This is a genomic window from Streptomyces albidicamelliae, from assembly GCF_025642175.1.
GTDB lineage: Bacteria > Actinomycetota > Actinomycetes > Streptomycetales > Streptomycetaceae > Streptomyces > Streptomyces albidocamelliae.
The window spans coordinates 3,841,097-3,857,895 of record NZ_CP106795.1; the positions used below are offsets into that span (position 1 = coordinate 3,841,097).

General features: G+C 73.4%; 16 protein-coding genes and 3 pseudogenes. 10 read left to right on the forward strand and 9 right to left on the reverse strand.

The window, feature by feature from the left end:
* Positions 1-42: 42 nt before the first annotated feature.
* Together N8I86_RS17720 and N8I86_RS17725 are read left to right on the forward strand one after the other, a co-directional pair.
* The gene (locus N8I86_RS17720; protein ID WP_010353923.1) at positions 43-480 is read left to right on the forward strand and encodes a hypothetical protein; all 438 of its coding nucleotides are present in this window, start codon (positions 43-45) and stop codon (positions 478-480) included.
* Positions 481-597: 117 nt separating this feature from the next.
* A complete protein-coding gene (locus N8I86_RS17725; protein WP_263278201.1) occupies positions 598-1,473 on the forward strand; it encodes a GNAT family N-acetyltransferase in 876 nt (291 codons plus the stop codon).
* On the opposite strand, the pseudogene N8I86_RS17730 reads toward N8I86_RS17725, so the two are convergent.
* Positions 1,452-2,155, reverse strand: a pseudogene (locus N8I86_RS17730) (NAD(P)-dependent oxidoreductase). The gene N8I86_RS17725 and the pseudogene N8I86_RS17730 overlap by 22 nt on opposite strands.
* Before the next feature lie 39 nt (positions 2,156-2,194).
* Positions 2,195-3,121: pseudogene (locus tag N8I86_RS17735) on the reverse strand (EamA family transporter); the annotation flags it as partial.
* 79 nt (positions 3,122-3,200) lie between these two features.
* Between N8I86_RS17735 and N8I86_RS17740 the strand changes: the two are divergent.
* The 3 genes from N8I86_RS17740 (at position 3,201) to N8I86_RS17750 (ending at position 6,468) form a co-directional block, all read left to right on the forward strand.
* Positions 3,201-4,148: a LysR family transcriptional regulator gene (locus tag N8I86_RS17740; protein WP_263280121.1), complete on the forward strand. Its 948-nt coding sequence runs from the start codon at positions 3,201-3,203 to the stop codon at positions 4,146-4,148.
* Positions 4,149-4,289: 141 nt separating this feature from the next.
* On the forward strand, positions 4,290-4,556 hold the full coding sequence (locus N8I86_RS17745) for a hypothetical protein (protein WP_073901812.1): 267 nt from the start codon (positions 4,290-4,292) through the stop codon (positions 4,554-4,556).
* 106 nt (positions 4,557-4,662) lie between these two features.
* Positions 4,663-6,468, forward strand: a complete 1,806-nt coding sequence (locus N8I86_RS17750; protein WP_263278202.1) for a phosphatidylglycerol lysyltransferase domain-containing protein — start codon at positions 4,663-4,665, stop codon at positions 6,466-6,468.
* Positions 6,469-6,514: 46 nt separating this feature from the next.
* Here N8I86_RS17750 and N8I86_RS17755 read toward each other — a convergent pair whose 3' ends face one another.
* The 5 genes from N8I86_RS17755 to N8I86_RS17775 form a co-directional block, all read right to left on the reverse strand.
* Entirely contained in the window at positions 6,515-7,960 is a 1,446-nt protein-coding gene (locus tag N8I86_RS17755) for a sensor histidine kinase (RefSeq protein WP_073901811.1), read from the reverse strand.
* Positions 7,961-8,692 carry a response regulator transcription factor gene (locus N8I86_RS17760; RefSeq protein ID WP_263278203.1) on the reverse strand — a complete coding sequence of 244 codons (732 nt, stop codon included), beginning with the start codon at positions 8,690-8,692 and terminating at the stop codon, positions 7,961-7,963.
* Between the two features lie 156 nt (positions 8,693-8,848).
* Entirely contained in the window at positions 8,849-9,421 is a 573-nt protein-coding gene (locus N8I86_RS17765) for a CE1759 family FMN reductase (RefSeq protein ID WP_073901809.1), read from the reverse strand.
* On the reverse strand, positions 9,418-10,503 hold the full coding sequence (locus N8I86_RS17770; protein WP_073901808.1) for an LLM class flavin-dependent oxidoreductase: 1,086 nt from the start codon (positions 10,501-10,503) through the stop codon (positions 9,418-9,420). Before N8I86_RS17770 ends, N8I86_RS17765 begins: the two co-directional genes overlap by 4 nt.
* 516 nt (positions 10,504-11,019) lie before the next feature.
* Positions 11,020-11,910, reverse strand: coding sequence for an NADP-dependent oxidoreductase (locus N8I86_RS17775; RefSeq protein WP_263278204.1), 891 nt, complete (start codon positions 11,908-11,910; stop codon positions 11,020-11,022).
* A gap of 135 nt (positions 11,911-12,045) precedes the next feature.
* Here N8I86_RS17775 and N8I86_RS17780 point away from each other — a divergent pair, with 135 nt between their 5' ends.
* Positions 12,046-12,450, forward strand: a complete 405-nt coding sequence (locus N8I86_RS17780) for a winged helix-turn-helix transcriptional regulator (protein WP_263278205.1) — start codon at positions 12,046-12,048, stop codon at positions 12,448-12,450.
* Between the two features lie 9 nt (positions 12,451-12,459).
* Here the strand turns inward: N8I86_RS17780 and N8I86_RS17785 are convergent, their stop codons facing one another.
* A complete protein-coding gene (locus N8I86_RS17785) occupies positions 12,460-12,924 on the reverse strand; it encodes a hypothetical protein (protein ID WP_263278206.1) in 465 nt (154 codons plus the stop codon).
* Between the two features lie 122 nt (positions 12,925-13,046).
* Here N8I86_RS17785 and N8I86_RS17790 point away from each other — a divergent pair, with 122 nt between their 5' ends.
* The 3 genes from N8I86_RS17790 to N8I86_RS17800 all read left to right on the forward strand — a co-directional run bounded on the left by N8I86_RS17790 (position 13,047) and on the right by N8I86_RS17800 (position 14,370).
* Complete coding sequence (locus N8I86_RS17790) at positions 13,047-13,385, forward strand: YnfA family protein (RefSeq protein WP_073901804.1); 339 nt, start codon at positions 13,047-13,049, stop codon at positions 13,383-13,385.
* A gap of 62 nt (positions 13,386-13,447) precedes the next feature.
* A complete protein-coding gene (locus tag N8I86_RS17795) occupies positions 13,448-14,224 on the forward strand; it encodes an SDR family NAD(P)-dependent oxidoreductase (RefSeq protein ID WP_123437529.1) in 777 nt (258 codons plus the stop codon).
* On the forward strand, positions 14,221-14,370 hold the full coding sequence (locus N8I86_RS17800) for a hypothetical protein (RefSeq protein ID WP_185091331.1): 150 nt from the start codon (positions 14,221-14,223) through the stop codon (positions 14,368-14,370). The genes N8I86_RS17795 and N8I86_RS17800 overlap by 4 nt, the downstream gene beginning before the upstream one ends.
* A 63-nt stretch (positions 14,371-14,433) precedes the next feature.
* Here N8I86_RS17800 and N8I86_RS17805 read toward each other — a convergent pair whose 3' ends face one another.
* Positions 14,434-15,627 carry an RtcB family protein gene (locus N8I86_RS17805; protein ID WP_073901802.1) on the reverse strand — a complete coding sequence of 398 codons (1,194 nt, stop codon included), beginning with the start codon at positions 15,625-15,627 and terminating at the stop codon, positions 14,434-14,436.
* A 228-nt stretch (positions 15,628-15,855) separates the two neighbouring features.
* Between N8I86_RS17805 and N8I86_RS17810 the strand changes: the two are divergent.
* Positions 15,856-16,694, forward strand: a pseudogene (locus N8I86_RS17810) (DUF3558 domain-containing protein).
* The last annotated feature ends 105 nt before the right edge of the window (positions 16,695-16,799 follow it).

The following is a 16,799-nucleotide window of genomic DNA, read 5'->3' on the forward strand; positions in this document are numbered from 1 at the left end:
CGGGCCGACCGCCTGCGGGCGGGGAGCAGGAATGGTGGTCGGGTGGGGGTGACGTACAAATACTTCGGCGCGCCGGACGGCGCGACCGCGGCCCGCGTCCCCATCTCGATGCGTCCCGAGGAACTCGGCGGCGACGAGCTGGGCATGAACGGCATGTTCACCAAGATCAAGCCGGAGACGATGGCCGCGATGGTGCTGACCGGCATCGAGGGCGTGCCCCTGCACAAGGTCCCGCCCCTCGAACTGGTCGTGCTGCACCCCGACTACGCGGTCGTCAAACTCCCCATGACGGTCGTCGACCCCCTGCGCGACATCGGCGAGGAGGCGGTCGGCGCCGCGGCCTTCATCTGGTCGACGGTCCCGGACCGGGGCGGCCCGCGCGACGCGTTCAACGTGTACCAGCTGCTGCACGAGTGGCAGGACTTCTCGCACCGGCTGCACGAGGCCGGGCACCAGCCGTACTGCCTCGTCTGGCCCTGAGCCGGGCCGCCGCACCCGTGGGGCGGCCCCTCGCGCGCAGTCGCCCGGCCGGCCGTCGGCCCGTCTGCGCTCCGGGCGTTCACGCCCGCGGGCCGCGCGGATCCGGGAGCATGAGGCATGCGCCCCGATGACTGGCACCTCACCGACGACGTCGACGACTTCCTCGCCCGGGCCGGAGACTTCCTGCGCTCGCGCCCGGCCCTGCACAACACACCGCTGACCACGGTGGAGAGGCTGCGCACCCGCGGGTCCGGCGCACCGGACGGCGAGGCCACCGTCTTCGGCCGGCTGGAGACGGGCGGCGAGGTCCACGCCGTCTGCTACCGCCTTCCCTCCCGCCGCCTGACCGTCACCGCCCTCTCCCCCGAGCAGGCCGACACCCTCGCCGTGCGCCTGGCCGGTCTCGGCCGCCCCCTCCCGGGCGTGCTCGCGGACCACGACAGCGCGACGGTGTTCGCCGAGGCCTGGCGGCGGCACACCGGCGCGGAGCCGAAGGCCTCCTGGTGGGGCCGGCTCCACCGGCTCGGCACGCTCACCCCGCAGGAGCCGGTCCCGGCGGGCGCGGGCCGGGCCGCGGGCGCGCACGACCACGAGCGGGTCGTCCGCTGGTGCGGCGCGTTCTGCGCCGACGTCGGAGAGGCCCTCGCCACGGACCCCGGCTCCTGGGCCGCCTCACGCTTCGCCGACAAGCGGTTCACGTTCTGGGAGACCCCGGACGGCACCCCGGTATCCCTGGCGGGCTCGACCGCGATGGTCGGCGGCATGGTCCGGGTGGACCCCGTGTACACCCCGGCCCACCTCCGGGGCCGCGGCTACGCCGGTGCGGTGACGGCCGAGGTCAGCCGGGCCGCGCTGGCGGCGGGCGCGAAGCACGTCGTCCTGTACACGAACCCGGCCAACCCCACCAGCAACGCCCTCTACCGGCGCCTCGGGTACCTCCCCGTCGCCGACTTCACCGGCTACGACTTCTCCTACGACACGCGGGCCGCGTAGGAACCGGCGGGCGGGGCCGCGTCCTGGTGGACGACCGTGATGTGCCGCTCGGTGCCCGGCGTCCGCAGTTCGTCGAGCACCGCGACGGCCAGATCCTCCGCACTGATCCACGAGCGGCCGTCGGCGGCGGTGAGCAGGGTGTCGGTGCCGCGCCGGTGCCGGCCCGTCCGCGCACCGGGTTCGAGCAGGGCGGGCGGGCTGAGGTAGACCCAGTCGGCACCGGTGCGGGCCCGGCACGTCTCCCACTGGGCCAGACCGGCGGCGGCCACGGCCCGCACCTCGGCGGGCACGTACGCGGGGTTGTGCGCGACGAGCAGCCCGGGATCGTCCGGACTGCGCAGCGCCCCGGCGCCGCCCACCACGAGGACACGGATGCCCAGCCGCGCCGCGGCGTCCAGGACCGTACGGGTCGCGCCGACCAGGAACTCCTCGTCGGCCGGCTCGGTCCGCACGGCCAGCACCACGGCGTCGGCGGCGCCGTGGTCGGGGAGCCCGCCAGCGCCCGGTGCACGGCGTGCGCGTCCCGCACGTCGACGGCGACCGGTGTCACGGCCGGGTCCGCGGCCGGGTCGTGCGCCGCGGGCTTCCTGGACAGGGCCAGCACCCGGTGTCCGCGGCGGGCGGCCTCGGCCGTCACCCGGCTGCCGACCATCCCGGTGGCACCCAGTACGGCGACCGTCATGCCCGGCTCACCGGAGCCCGCCGCACGCCCGCCGGGATCCGGTGTCCCGCGCCGCACCCGCCGGCCGGGACGCGGGGGATCGAGCTGGGTGGCCAGCATGGCGGCCAGCGCCAGGAGGAAGCCCAGGGTCTGCGGGAGGCTCAGCGACTCTCCCCGTGCGATGCCGATGGCCGTCGCCACCAGCGGTGACAGCAGCACGAGCGGTGCGGACGCGCCGACCGGCAGGCGGCCGATCCCGCGGAACCACAGCGTGTACGCGATCAGCCCGCCCATGCTGCCCAGCCACAGGTAGCCGCCGACGGCCGCGGCGTCGATCCCGTCCGGTGTCCCCTCGATCACCAGGGTGAGCGGGAGCAGCAGCAGTCCGCCGACGGTCAGCTGCCAGCCGGCCAGGGCCAGCGGGCCGACCCCGGCGGGACGGCCCCAGCGCTTGGTGAGGACGACACCGCCGGCCATGGCGGCCGTACCGGCGAGACCCGCGGCGACACCGGTGGCGTCCAGCCGCGCCTGCGGCCCGAGCACCACCAGGGCGACACCGAGCGCACCGAGCACCCCCCAGGTCAGCCGCCAGGTGGTCGGCCGGTCGCGGAGCACCAGGGTGGCCAGCCCGGCGACCAGCAGAGGCTGTGCGGCGCCCAGGGTGGCGGCGACCCCGCCGGGGAGGCGTTCGGCCGCGAGGAACAGCAGGGGGAAGAACGCGCCTATGTTGAGCACGCCGAGGACGGCGGCCTTCCACCACCAGTCCCCGCGCGGGAGGACCCGGGTGATCGCGAGTCCGGCGAGTCCGGCCGGCAGGGCGCGCATCAGCCCGGCGAACAGCGGGTGCCCCGGCGGCAGGAGCTCCGTGGTCACGACGTACGTGGTGCCCCAGGAGGCGGGGGCGAGCGCGGTCAGTACGACGGTGGCCGCCCGCTGCGCGGACGGGCTGCGCGGCGGGCCGAAGGACCGCCCGGTCGAGGAATCCATGCGGGAAGTCTCCGCGGGCACCCGCCATGACTCCAAAGCATGGTTGTCATCGCAGTCATGAACCATGACGATTGCCGCTGTGGATCTCCAGCAGATGCGCTATGTGGTCGCCGTCGCCGAAACCCGCAACTTCACGCGCGCCGCCGAACGCTGCGGTGTCGTGCAGTCCTCGCTCAGTCACCGGATCGCCGCCCTGGAACGGGAACTGGGGGTACGGCTGTTCGCGCGCTCCAGCCGGCGGGTGGAACCGACCGGCGCGGGCGAGGCGTTCGTCGCCGCCGCGCGCGAGTGCCTGGCCGCCGCCGAGCGCGCCGCGGCCGACGCGGCGGCCGCCACGGGCGTGGTGCGCGGCCGCCTCGCCGTCGGCGTGATCGTGACCACCGCCGCCGTGGACGTGCCCGAGCTGCTCCAGCGGTACCGCGCCCGGCACCCGGACGTGCGCGTCGTCCTGCGTTCGGGCCGCAGCGACGATCTGGTGACCGCCCTCCGGGAGGGCGACCTCGACATCGCCTTCCTCGGTCTGCCGGAGGGCGAACGGCCGTCCGGTGTGGAGACCGTGGTGCTGGACCACGACGAGCACGTGCTCGTGGTCCCGGCCGGCCACCGGCTGGCGGGCGCCTCCCGGGTCACGCTCGGGGAGATCGCCGAGGAGACTTTCGTGGACTTCGTCGCCGGTACGCCCGCACGGGCCCAGTCCGACCGGGCGTTCACCGCCGCGGGGCTGGTCCGTGACGTGGCGTACGAGGCGGGCGTGGTCGAGCTGATCATCCGGCTGCTCGAACGCGGACTCGGTGTCGCGCTGCTGCCCTCGGCGTACATCGGCCCGCTGGCCGCCGAGAACCCCGCACTGGCCCTGGTCCCGGTGGTCGACGGGCCGCACCGCGTGGAGTACCTGGCCTGGAGCCGCTTCAACCCCGGGCCGGCCACCCGGGCGATGCTGGACGTCCTCGGGGTCAGGCGGGCCGGAGACGGTCCGCAAGGCCCGCCTTCCGGAACGCCCGGACGACGTCCTCCCGGGACTCCGTGAAGGGGGCCCCGCTGTCGCGGTGGGCCGCTTCGGCCAGGTGTCCACATCGGGTCGGATCCGCACGCCGTCGCCCGCGAGCGACCCTACGTAATGTAGGTTCCGAACCGCCAGCGGTAACGCGTCTGTTTCATCGGGGGAGCCATGCAGGACACGGAAACGGAAACCGGGGCCGTCTGTGTCCGCAGCCTCGCGCCGACACTCGCCCTGTTGTTCGTCAGCCTGGTGATCGCCGCCGTCGGCGTGTACGAGCTGTGCGGCTTCGGGCTGCACAGCCTCGACCGGCGCCCGCACCTGTTCAGTGACGGCCTCGCGACCGGCGGGGTGATCGTCGCCGTGGTGGCCGCCGGGGCGGCGGTGGGCAATCTGGCCTGGCTGCTGGCGGCGGCCCGGCGCGGCACCGGCGGCTGACGGGTGGGACCCTGTCCCACGGCCGCGGGCATCCCCGCACCCACGCCACCCGACACGCTGTAGGGTCTGCGGTGTCCCGTCCCCGTCCCCCAAGGCGACCGGCACCATGCCCGCTCGACAGCCGACCCCGACCTCCCCGCAGGCCCCCGCTCCACGCGGTCCCCGCCGCGTCCGGCTCCTGCCGAACCGCTTCCCGCCGATCCGCTTCCGCCCGGCACCCGACAGCCGGGTGCGCGCCCGCGCCGCCGCGGCCACCGTCTGGTACCTGCGCGTCCTGGCCGTCCTGAACATCGCCGGGGTCATGTCGCTGCCCTTCCGCGAGGAGGTGCACGAGCACAACGCGGGCGAGTTCTTCACCCCGTACCTCGCCACCGCCGGCCTCGTCTCGGCGGCGCTGGCCCTGTTCCTGGCGGTGGTGATGCGCCGCCGCAAGCGCGCCGCCTGGGTCTTCAACCTGCTCCTGTCCGGCTTCCTGTTCTGCCTCTACGTCCTCGCGCTCACCCGCGACGCGTACCAGGAGCACCTGTTCAACTGGCTCTCCGCCGCCCTCACCGGCCTCTTCGTCGCCGCCCTGCTGCTCGGCCGGCGCGAGTTCTCCGCCATCGGCGACCGCTCCAACCCGCGCCTGGCCCTCGCCGTCGGCGTGGGCGGCACCCTCGTCGGCGGCACCGTGGGCACCCTGCTGGTCCGCGCGACCAACCAGCTGCCCGGCGCCACTCTCAAGGACGAGATCGCCTACACGCTGCTGCGCGGGATCAGCGTCGGCCCCCTCGCCGACCGGGTGCCCGCGGTGCACGCCCCGCGCTGGGCCGACGTGACCGTCAACGTCCTGATCGCCGTGGTCTTCCTGCTGGTCCTCTACGCCTGCTTCCGCGCACCGCGCGGCGCCTGCCTGCTCGCGGAGCAGGACGAGCAGCGGCTGCGGGCACTGCTGGACCGGCACGGCGAGCGGGACTCCCTCGGCTACTTCGCGCTGCGCCGGGACAAGGCGGTCGTCTTCTCCCCCAGCGGCAAGGCCGCCGTCACCTACCGCGTCGTCGGCGGGGTGAGCCTCGCCTCCGGCGATCCGATCGGGGACCCCGAGGCCTGGCCCGGGGCCATCGACGCCTGGCTCGCCGAGGCCCGCCGGCACGCCTGGGCACCCGCGGTGATGGGCGCGAGCGAGGAGGCGGGCACCGTCTACGCCCGGCACGGTCTCGACGCCCTGGAACTGGGCGACGAGGCGATCGTCGACCTCGCCGACTTCACCCTCGAAGGCCGTGCCATGCGCGTGGTCCGGCAGGCCCACAACCGGGTCCGGCGGGCCGGCTACTCGGTCCGCATCCGCCGCCACCAGGACATCCCCGACGACGAGCTGGCGTTGCTCGTCGACCGCGCGGACCACTGGCGCGACGGTGCCACCGAGCGCGGTTTCTCCATGGCCCTCGGCCGCCTCGGCGACCCGGCCGACGGCCGCTGCGTGATGCTGGAGTGCCGCGACGCGAACGGTGAACCGCGCGCCCTGCTCAGCTTCGTGCCCTGGGGGGAGCACGGCCTCTCCCTGGACCTGATGCGCCGTGACCGCGACTGCGAGAACGGCCTGATGGAGTACATGGTGGTGGAACTGCTGCTGCGGGCCCGGGAGTCGGGCATCGACCGGGTCTCCCTCAACTTCGCCATGTTCCGCTCGGTCTTCGAACGCGGCTCCCGCCTCGGCGCGGGCCCGGTCCTGCGGCTGTGGCGTTCGACCCTCACCTTCTTCTCCCGCTGGTGGCAGATCGAGTCCCTCTACCGCGCCAACGCCAAGTACCGCCCGGTCTGGGAGCCCCGCTTCCTGCTCTTCGCCAAGAGCAGCGACATCCCCCGGATCGGCCTGGCCAGCGCCCGCGCGGAGGGGTTCCTCACCTTCCCGGGAACGGGAGGCCGGTCGTAGGGGGGCCCGCCCCCGGGAGCCGCGGCAGGTCGGGGGGGGGGGCGGGTCAGCCGCCGCCCTGCGCGCCCCCGCCCCTGACGATGCCGCCGCCGACGGTGAACCCGATGACCGCTCCGCCGCCCTCCCGCCGGTAGGCGAACGGTGCCCCGCCGTGTGCCATGGCGACCTCGCGCACGATGGACAGACCGAGCCCCGACCCGGGCAGGGACCGCGCGTCGGCGGCACGGTAGAAGCGGTCGAACAGACGGATGAGGTCGCCGTCGGCGATACCGGGTCCCCGGTCCGCCACCTCCACGCGCACGGTGCCCGGCCGGGCCGGTCCGGTGACCGACACCTCGATCGGCGCCTCGCCGCCCCGGTCGAACTTGGCCGCGTTCTCGACCAGGTTGGAGATCGCCCGTTGCAGCATCCCGGGCCGCCCGTCGGTCGTCGTGTCACCGCTCGTGCGCAGCACGACCTGCCGTCCGGTGCGCCGCCTGGCCACGCCCACGACCTCCTCGGCGAGGTCGGCGAGGTCCACCCGCTGCGGGGGCTCCGCGTCGGACTGCCCGGCGGCGAGGTCCACCAGCTCGTTGACCAGGTCGGTCAGCTCCCGGGCCTCCTGCCCGAGGTCCGCGACCAGCTCCTCGCGCGTGCCCGGCGGGAGCTCGTCGATCCGGCGCAGCAGCGAGATGTTCGTCCGCAGGGAGGTCAGCGGCGTACGGAGTTCGTGCCCCGCGTCCTGGACGAGCCGCCGCTGGTCCTCCTCGGACTGGGCGAGCCGGCCCAGCATGCGGTCGAAGGCCCGCCCGAGCCGCCCGACCTCGTCCAGCCCCGCGACGGGCACCTCGATGCCCAGCTGCCGGGTGCGTGCCACGTCCTCGGCGGCGGACGTCAGGATCACCAGCCGGCGCGTGATGCGCCGGGCGAGCCACCATCCGAACAGACCGGCGGCGACCACGACGGCCGCCATCAGGTAGAGGGTGCGCTGCTGGAGCGTGCGCAGCAGGTCCTCGGTGTCGCTGAACTCCTGCGCCACCTGGACCGCGCCCCGCCCGTCGCCGAGCGAGACGGTGGCGATGCGGAACAGGTCCTCGTCGACCCGTACGTCCTTGTGCTGGACCACCCTCCCGGCCGACCGCGCGGTCGCCATGGCCTTGTCGCGGGAGGTCACGGGCAGCACGGGACTGCCGTGGTCGACGATCTCGCCCCGGGTGCCCAGCACCTGCACATCGGTGCGGGCGGGCCGGACCAGGTCGTGCCCGGGGCGGGAGGAGGAGAAGTCCTCCGGGACCATCCGGTGCTGCCGCACCTCGTCCTGGACGTCCTGCACGACCTCGGTGAACACCGACTGCTGGTCGACGCGGACCAGACGGGCCGCGGAGCTGTAGGACAGGATGCCGACGAGGATCGTGACGGCGGCGGTGACGGCCGCGAAGGACACGGCGAACGTGGTGCGCAGGGAGACGAGCTTGGACCGGCGCGGGGCCGGCGGCCGCCCCGGGCGGCCCACTCAGTCCTCCCGCAGCACGTAACCCACGCCCCGCACCGTGTGGATCAGCTGCGGTGCGCCGGGCTCGTCCAGCTTGCGACGCAGGTAGCCGACGTACACGGCGAGGTTCTTGGAGCCGGGCCCGAAGTCGTAGCCCCAGATCCGGTCGTAGATGGTGGAGTGGTCGAGCACGATGCCCGCGTTGCGCACCAGCAGCTCCAGCAGCTCGAACTCGGTGCGGGTCAGCTCCAGCTCGCGCCGCCCCCGCCAGGTACGGCGGGCCTGGAGGTCCATCCGGATGCCGGCGGCCTCCAGCTGACGGTCGGGGAGCTGAGCGTCCCGGGTGGTGCCGGCGTCCGGGCCGGGGCCGCCGCCGGCCGGTACCGCGCTGGTGCGGCGCAGCAGGGCGCGCAGCCGGGCGAAGACCTCCTCCACGTCGAACGGCTTCACGACGTAGTCGTCGGCGCCCGCATCGAGGCCCGCGATCCGGTCGGCGGTCTCCACGAGGGCGGTGAGCATGAGGATCGGCGTCCGGTCGCCCTCGGCCCGCAGCACCCGGCAGACCTGGAGCCCGTCGATGCCCGGCATCATCACGTCGAGGACCAGCACGTCCGGCGGCGTCCGGTGGGTCTGCGCCAGCGCCTCCACCCCGTCGGCGACGGCCGTCACCGCGTAGCCCTCCAGCGTCAGGGCCCGCTCCAGGGCATGGCGGATGGCGCGGTCGTCTTCGGCGAGCAGCACAGTCTGGGGCACTCGTCCAGTCTGCCAAGGCGGCGGTGCTCCGGCCGGGGCGAGCGGGCCTACGATCACCCTTTTTACCGCCCTCTCACCGTCACGGCCCCGCCCCGCAGCGCGCGCCTGCCGTCCTCCTCCCCACCCGTGGCGGCCACCACGGGTGGGCGGGGGTGATCAGCGCTCCAGCGCGGCGAGCTGCTCGGCGAAGGGCACGACCTCGGGCTCGCTCCGGGCCGCGGACAGCGGCAGCAGGGCGGCCAGCTCGTCCGCCGCCCGCTCGATCCGCTCGGCCAGCCCCTCCGCACCCCAGTCCTCGGAGGCCGCGTAGACCCCGGTCGGCACGACCACGGCCCGCAGGTACGCGAACAGCGGCCGCAGCGCGTGCTCCAGCACCAGCGAGTGCCGGCCCGTACCGCCGGTGGCGGCGATCAGCACCGGCTTGCCGGCCAGCGCGTCCTTGTCCAGCACGTCGAAGAACGACTTGAACAACCCGCTGTACGACGCGCTGAACACCGGTGTGACGACGATCAGCCCGTCGGCGCCCGCCACCGCGTCCTGGGCTGCGGCGAGGGCCTTCCCGGCGAACCCGTTGGTGAAGTTGTGCGCGATCTCGACGGCGAGGTCACGCAGCTCGACCACCTCGGTCTCCACCGGTGTCCGCCGGTCCACCGCGGCGGCCAGCCGGTCGGCCAGCAGCCGGGTGGAGGACGGGACGCTCAGTCCCGCCGAGACGACTACGAGCTTCATACGGCGGTCGCCTCCTTCGCGGCGAGCAGGGACTGGTGGGTCGGCGCCTCGGGCACGTCGGCCGGGCGCCCCTTGGCGAACTCCTCGCGCAGCACGGGCACGACCTCCTCGCCGAGCATGTCGAGCTGCTCCAGCACGGTCTTCAGCGGCAGTCCCGCGTGGTCCATCAGGAACAGCTGGCGCTGGTAGTCGCCGGCATACTCGCGGAACGACAGGGTCCGCTCGATCACCTGCTGCGGCGAACCGACGGTCAGCGGGGTCTGCTCGGTGAAGTCCTCCAGCGAGGGTCCGTGGCCGTACACCGGCGCGTTGTCGAAGTACGGGCGGAACTCGCGCACGGCGTCCTGGGAATTCCTGCGCATGAACACCTGACCGCCGAGGCCGACGATCGCCTGCTCGGGCGTTCCGTGCCCGTAGTGGGCGTACCGCTTGCGGTAGAACTCGACCATCCGCTTGGTGTGGTCGGCGGGCCAGAAGATGTTGTTGTGGAAGAAGCCGTCGCCGTAGTACGCGGCCTGCTCGGCGATCTCCGGGGACCGGATGGAGCCGTGCCAGACGAACGGCGCCACGTCGTCCATCGGGCGGGGCGTCGAGGTGAAGCCCTGGAGCGGCGTGCGGAACTTGCCCTCCCAGTCCACGACGTCCTCGTTCCAGAGGCGGCGCAGCAGGGCGTAGTTCTCGACGGCGAGGTTGATGCCGTCCCGGATGTCCTTGCCGAACCAGGGGTAGACCGGCCCGGTGTTGCCGCGGCCCATCATCAGGTCGACGCGCCCGTCGGCCAGGTGCTGGAGCATCGCGTAGTCCTCCGCGATCTTCACCGGGTCGTTGGTGGTGATCAGCGTGGTGGACGTGGACAGGATCAGCCGCTCCGTCCGCGCCGCTATGTAGCCGAGCATCGTGGTCGGCGAGGACGGCACGAACGGCGGGTTGTGGTGCTCACCGGTCGCGAAGACGTCCAGGCCGACCTCCTCGGCCTTGAGCGCGATGGCGACCATGGCCTTGATCCGCTCGCGCTCGGTCGGCGTACGCCCGGTGGTCGGATCCGGCGTGACGTCGCCGACCGTGAAGATCCCGAACTGCATGGTCGCTCACCCTCCAAGTTGTTTACAGTTCAACTATATCCCGCCCAACGACCACCCGCTCCCGGATATTCCGACCCCTCGACCCCGGCACCCCACCGGGAACCGCTCATCCCGCACGCGGCCACTCCCGCCCCTCCCGGACGCCGGACCCCGTCTCCCTGGCGGCCCCATACCTCGCAGGGGTGGCCGCACCCCGCCCCCCTCAGGCAGCCGGCCGCTCCCCCGCCACCGCCGCGCCACCCGCCCGCTCCACTCACAGCGGGCCCGCCGCTCCAGACGCCGGCCCGTCCGCACCCCGCAGGACCCGGCGCGCCCGGCCCCTCGGGCGGCCGGCCCCTCGCCCCGCTGCACCGAGCCGCCGCGGCAGGCACCCGCCGCCGCCACCGCGTCGGCCCGGCAGCGCCCTAAAGCGCCTTCACGTACCGGCCGGGCCCGCGCGGCCGCTCTCCGTCTCGCCGGTCACCGCCCCCGGGCCCCGCCTCGAACCGGACGGTTTCCGACCGAGCCGCCGTCGGCTCAGGGCAGCAGCACCACCCGGCCGCGCAGACCGCCCTCGGCCAGGCGGGCGTGGGCCTTGGCCGTGTCGGCCAGGGCGTAGGTCTCCGCCACCCGCAGGGTCAGCACCCCCTCGTCCACCAGCCGGACCAGTTCCGCGAGCCGGGCGCCGTCCGCGCGCACCTGGACGGCGTCGGTCCGCACCCCGCGCACCGGAGCGGGCTGGGTGCCGGGGCGGACGCCGACGTACACGCCCCCGTCCCGCACGTACTCCAGCGCCGCCGCGCCGAGCACCGCCGCGTCCAGCACCGCGTCCGCGCCACCAGGCTCGACACCACCGGAGGTGAAGTGCGCGGCACCGAACGAGCGCACCAGCTCCTCGTCACGCGGCCGGGCGTGCCCGGTCACCTCGATCCCCCGGCGCGCGGCGAGCTGCACCGCGAACCCGCCCACCGCACCCGCGGCACCGGTCACCAGCAGCTTCGCCCCCGGCGCGAGATCCAGCAGGTCCAGGGCCTGCGCCGCGGTCAGCGCGTTCAGCGGCAGGGTGCCCGCGTGCACCGCGTCCACCGAGGCCGGGGCCCCGGCCACCGCGTCCGCGGCCACCACCGCGTACTCGGCGTGCGCACCGAGCGGATCGGCCACTCCCGGCACCAGCGCGACCACCTCGTCGCCGACCCGCCAGGCCGCGCCGTCACCCACCGCGTCCACCGTCCCGGCGACGTCCCAGCCGAGCCCTATCGCCGCTTCCGGGCCACCGAACAGACCGGCGCGCACCGCCAGGTCCACCGGGTTCACCGCACCGGCCGCCACCTTGATCCGCACCTGGCCCGCCGCCGGCTCCGGCGTCGCGACCTCGACGATCTCCGCCGCCTCCGGGCCGCCGAACGTCCTCACCACAGCAGCACGCATGTCAACTCTCCTCAGGAAGAAGCCGGTTGTCCGAACCACGGCCGGTTTCCCGGCCGCAGCACCAACCGTAGGAGAGCTACTATCCATGGGTAAGTAGTTACCTGAGAGTGCGTTGGTGACCCGGAGGAGAGCCCCATGGCGACCATGACCGCCGCCCAGCGGCGTGAGCAGGCCCGCGCCGACTACGACGCCTTCCTGCGCGACTGCCCCACCAACCAGCTGCTCGGCCGGCTCAGCGACAAGTGGGTCGGCCTCGTGGTCGCCGCCCTGGCCCCCGGCCCCATGCGCTACAGCGACCTCGGCCGCCGGATCGCCGGCGTCAGCCCCAAGATGCCCACGCAGACCCTGCGCGCCCTCGAGCGGGACGGCATCATCACCCGCACGGTCACCCCGTCCGTGCCGGTCCGCGTCGACTACGAGCTGACCCCGCTCGGCGCCGGCCTGGCCGCCCTGCTGAGCGCCGTGAAGGAATGGGCCGAGACCCACTTCGACGAGGTCCGCACGGCCCGCGAACGCTACGACGAGCAGAACCCCGCCTGACCCGCGGGCTCAGAACGCGTACGTGTCCCCCGTGGCCAGCACGAGCACCGTCAGGCTGTCGTTCGACCGGTCCTTGTCCACCACGTCCCCGCTCCACGCGGTCTCCAGCCGCACCTCCACCTCCGGCGGCAGCTCACGCAGCCGTACCGGCACGCGCAGCTGGTCCCCGGTCGCCTCGGCGGCCAGCGCCCCGGTCGCGCACAGCACCGTCCGCTCGTCCTCCCGCAGGCACCGGGCGGGCAGCGACTGCGGGTCCACCAGCGGCACCGACCAGCGCAGCCGCACCGTGGCGTCCGTGATCGCCCCGGGCCCGTCGTTGCGCGGGGTCAGCCGCACCTCCACCTGATCCCCGTTCATCACCACCGTCCCGTGGAAGGACAGGTCGGCCTCCGGCACGGGAGCGGCCACCGCGCTCCCCTGGGTCAGGACGGCGCCCGCGCACACCCCGGCCGCCACCCACGTCCGCATCCGCATGCCTCACCACTCCTCACCACCGCGGGCCGCCGCTCCGGCCGCCGTACGGATGTATGCCACGCGGGCGGCACACCAGGCGCCCTCCAACAGGTGACACGCTCCCCGCGTGCGAAGCTGCCGCCATGCCGATCCTCCGCTCCGCCGCCCTGTTCGTCGTCGCCGCGCTGTTCGAGATCGGCGGCGCCTGGCTGGTCTGGCAGGGCGTCCGCGAGCACCGCGGCTGGCTGTGGATCGCCGGGGGCGTGCTGTCCCTCGGCGCGTACGGCTTCGTCGCCACCTTCCAGCCGGACGCCCACTTCGGCCGGATCCTCGCCGCTTACGGCGGGATCTTCGTGGCGGGCTCGATCCTGTGGGGCGTGATCGCCGACGGCTTCCGCCCCGACCGCTGGGACATCACCGGTGCGCTGATCTGCCTCGCCGGCATGGCCGTGATCATGTGGGCGCCGAGGAACGGCGGCTGAGGCTCGCCTAGGCTGGACGAAAGCGCCGACCACCGACGATTCCCCTCTCCCAGGAGCAGCTCATGGCCACCGCCGCCCCGTCCGCCGCCTCCCGCATCGCCGTCGTCACCGGTGCGAGCAGCGGCATCGGTGCCGCCACGGCCCGGCAGCTCGCCGAGGCCGGCTACCGCGTCGTGCTCACCGCGCGCCGCAAGGACCGCATCGAAGCCCTGGCCGAGGAGCTGACCCGGGCCGGGCACTCGGCGGTCGCCTACCAGCTGGACGTCACGGACCGCGCGGCCGTGGACGAGTTCGCCGGCGCCTTCAAGACGATCGGTGTCCTGGTCAACAACGCGGGCGGCGCGCTCGGCGCGGACCCGGTGGCCACCGGCGACCCGGCCGACTGGCGCACGATGTACGAGACGAACGTCCTCGGCACCCTGAACCTCACCCAGGCCCTGCTCCCCAAGCTGGACGCGAGCGGCGACGGCGTCGTCGTCGTGGTCTCCTCCACCGCCGGCCACGGCACCTACGAGGGCGGCGGCGGCTACGTGGCCGCCAAGCACGGGGCGCACGTCCTCGCCGAGACCCTCCGCCTGGAGATCGTCGGCCGCCCGGTCCGGGTCGTCGAGATCGCCCCCGGCATGGTCAGGACGGACGAGTTCGCCCTCACCCGCTTCGGCGGCGACGAGGAGAGGGCGGCGAAGGTCTACGAGGGCGTCGCCGAGCCCCTCACCGCGGACGACGTCGCCGAGACGATCACCTGGGCGGTCACCCGTCCCAGCCACGTCAACGTCGACCTCCTGGTCCTGCGCCCGCGCGCCCAGGCCTCCAACACCAAGGTCCACCGGGAGCGGTGACGGTGGACGAGGACTCCTTCGAGAAGCGCCGCCTGGCCCAGGAGACGAAGGACGAACGCCAGGTCTGGTACTTCCTCGCCTACTTCCTGTTCGGCATCCACTTCGTGGCCTTCGTCATGATCTACGCCGTGCGCCACGCGAAGTGAGCCCAGAGCCGCACGGGAAAGGCCCCCGGCACCGGCCGGGGGCCTTCCTGGTGGGCAACTTCGTCAGCCCTTGACGCAGACGACCTGCTTCAGCTTGGCCACCACCTCGACCAGGTCCCGCTGCTGGTCGATGACCTGGTCGATGGACTTGTACGCGCCCGGGATCTCGTCCACGACGCCGGAGTCCTTGCGGCACTCCACGCCCCGGGTCTGGTCCTCCAGGTCCTTCGTCGAGAAGCGCCGCTTGGCCGCGTTGCGGCTCATCCGCCGACCGGCGCCGTGCGAGGCCGAGTTGAAGGACCGCTCGTTACCGAGGCCCTTCACGATGTACGAACCCGTGCCCATGGAGCCCGGGATGATCCCGTAGTCCCCGGAGCCGGCCCGGATCGCGCCCTTGCGGGTCACGAGCAGGTCCATGCCCTCGTACCGCTCCTCCGCCACGTAGTTGTGGTGGCAGGAGATCTCCGGCTCGAAGGTGGGCTTCGCCTTCTTGAACTCCTTGCGGACGACGTCCTTCAGGAGCGCCATCATGAGCGTGCGGTTGTACTTGGCGTACTCCTGCGCCCAGAACAGGTCGTTGCGGTAGGCCGCCATCTGCGGGGTGTCCGCGACGAAGACGGCGAGGTCGCGGTCGACCAGGCCCTGGTTGTGCGGGAGCTTCTGGGCCACGCCGATGTGGTGCTCGGCGAGTTCCTTGCCGATGTTGCGGGAGCCGGAGTGGAGCATCAGCCACACGGCGCCGTCCGTGTCGGTGCACACCTCGACGAAGTGGTTGCCCGATCCGAGCGTTCCCATCTGCTTCGTGGCACGTTCCTGACGGAACTTGACCGCATCGGCGATCCCGTCGAACCGCTTCCAGAAGTCGTCCCACCCGGCGGTCGCCAGCCCGTGGAACTGCCCGGGGTCGGTGGGATCCTCATGCATCCCCCGCCCCACCGGGATCGCCTGCTCGATCTTCGACCGCAGCCGGGACAGGTCGCCCGGAAGGTCGTTCGCCGTCAGCGACGTGCGCACCGCCGACATCCCGCAGCCGATGTCCACGCCCACCGCGGCCGGGCACACGGCGCCCTGCATCGCGATGACCGACCCGACCGTCGCGCCCTTGCCGTAGTGGACGTCCGGCATCACGGCCAGACCCTTGATCCACGGCAGGGTCGCCACGTTCTGGAGCTGGCGCAGGGCCACGTCCTCGACCGTCGCGGGGTCCGTCCACATCCGGATCGGGACCTTCGCGCCCGGCATCTCCACGTACGACATACGTTCCTCATTCCCCCGGCAAAGACAACAAAAGGCTTAGAAGCAACAAAACGCAAAAGCGGCGCCAAGGTCCAGGAAAGGGACAGGAGACCGGCGTCCACTGCGGTGCGTGCGATACACATTGTCTCCAGGGGGCGCCCCGCCGCGGCAAGCGAATAACCAGCGGGGACACTGAGCACCGAGCGACCGGCCGCCGCCGTGTCGCACACCGTCGAGAGGAGCCCGACCGTGCAGCGCAAGGCGTACCTACCCGGCACCGCCGCTCTTCTCGCGGTGCTGCTGGCCGGCTGCACGAGCGGCTCCGGGGACGAGAGCCCCACGGACGACGCCAACCCGGGCGACGCCGGCACGGCGACGGTAACGGCCCAGCCGGGCAAGTACCGCAGTCTGCCCGAGCCCTGCGGCTCGATCGACCACGACGGGCTCGACGCGCTGCTGCCCGGCATCAAGCAGATCACCGACCCCTCCCAGCGCGACAAGGCCTACCAGGGCCAGGCCACGCTCACCTACGACACCAACCGCAAGGTCGGGTGCGGCTGGAAGGTGGAGTCGGCCGACGCCACCGACCACCTGTCGGTCGACTTCGAGCGGGTGGTGTCGTACGACAACTCGGTCAGCGACGCGGATCAGGCGAAGACGCTGTACCAGGAGAAGGAGACGGCCGCCGACCTGCCCGAGCAGAGCAGCGGCTCGGCGACGACGCAGTCCCCGGCCGGCACCCCGACGCCCACGGCCTCCCGGAGCGGCGGGGCGAGCCCGTCGTCGGGTCCCCCTCCGCCCCGGCGTCCGGGGCCTCCGGGTCCGCCGCCGGCGCCACCCCGGACGACCTGCAGCCGCGCGTCCTGACCGATCTCGGCGACCAGGGGTACCTCGACGACCGGCTCAAGCCGTCCGGCTCGACGGCCGGACAGCGGACGGTGACTGTGGTGTTCCGCACGTCCAACGTCGTCGTCACCATCCAGTACGAGGAGCAGCCGACCGCCACCGGAACGGTCCCCGAGAGCAAGGAAATGCAGGACAGAGCCCTTGAGCTGGCCTCCCAACTGGACGACGAACTGGGCGGTTGACGGCCTTCGCGGACCCACCCCGGCCCGCCTGCGCGGCAGTCGGACGCCCACCGCACAGCTCCTTCACCGCGTACCGTGGGGCCCCGCAGGAACCCGCACGAACAC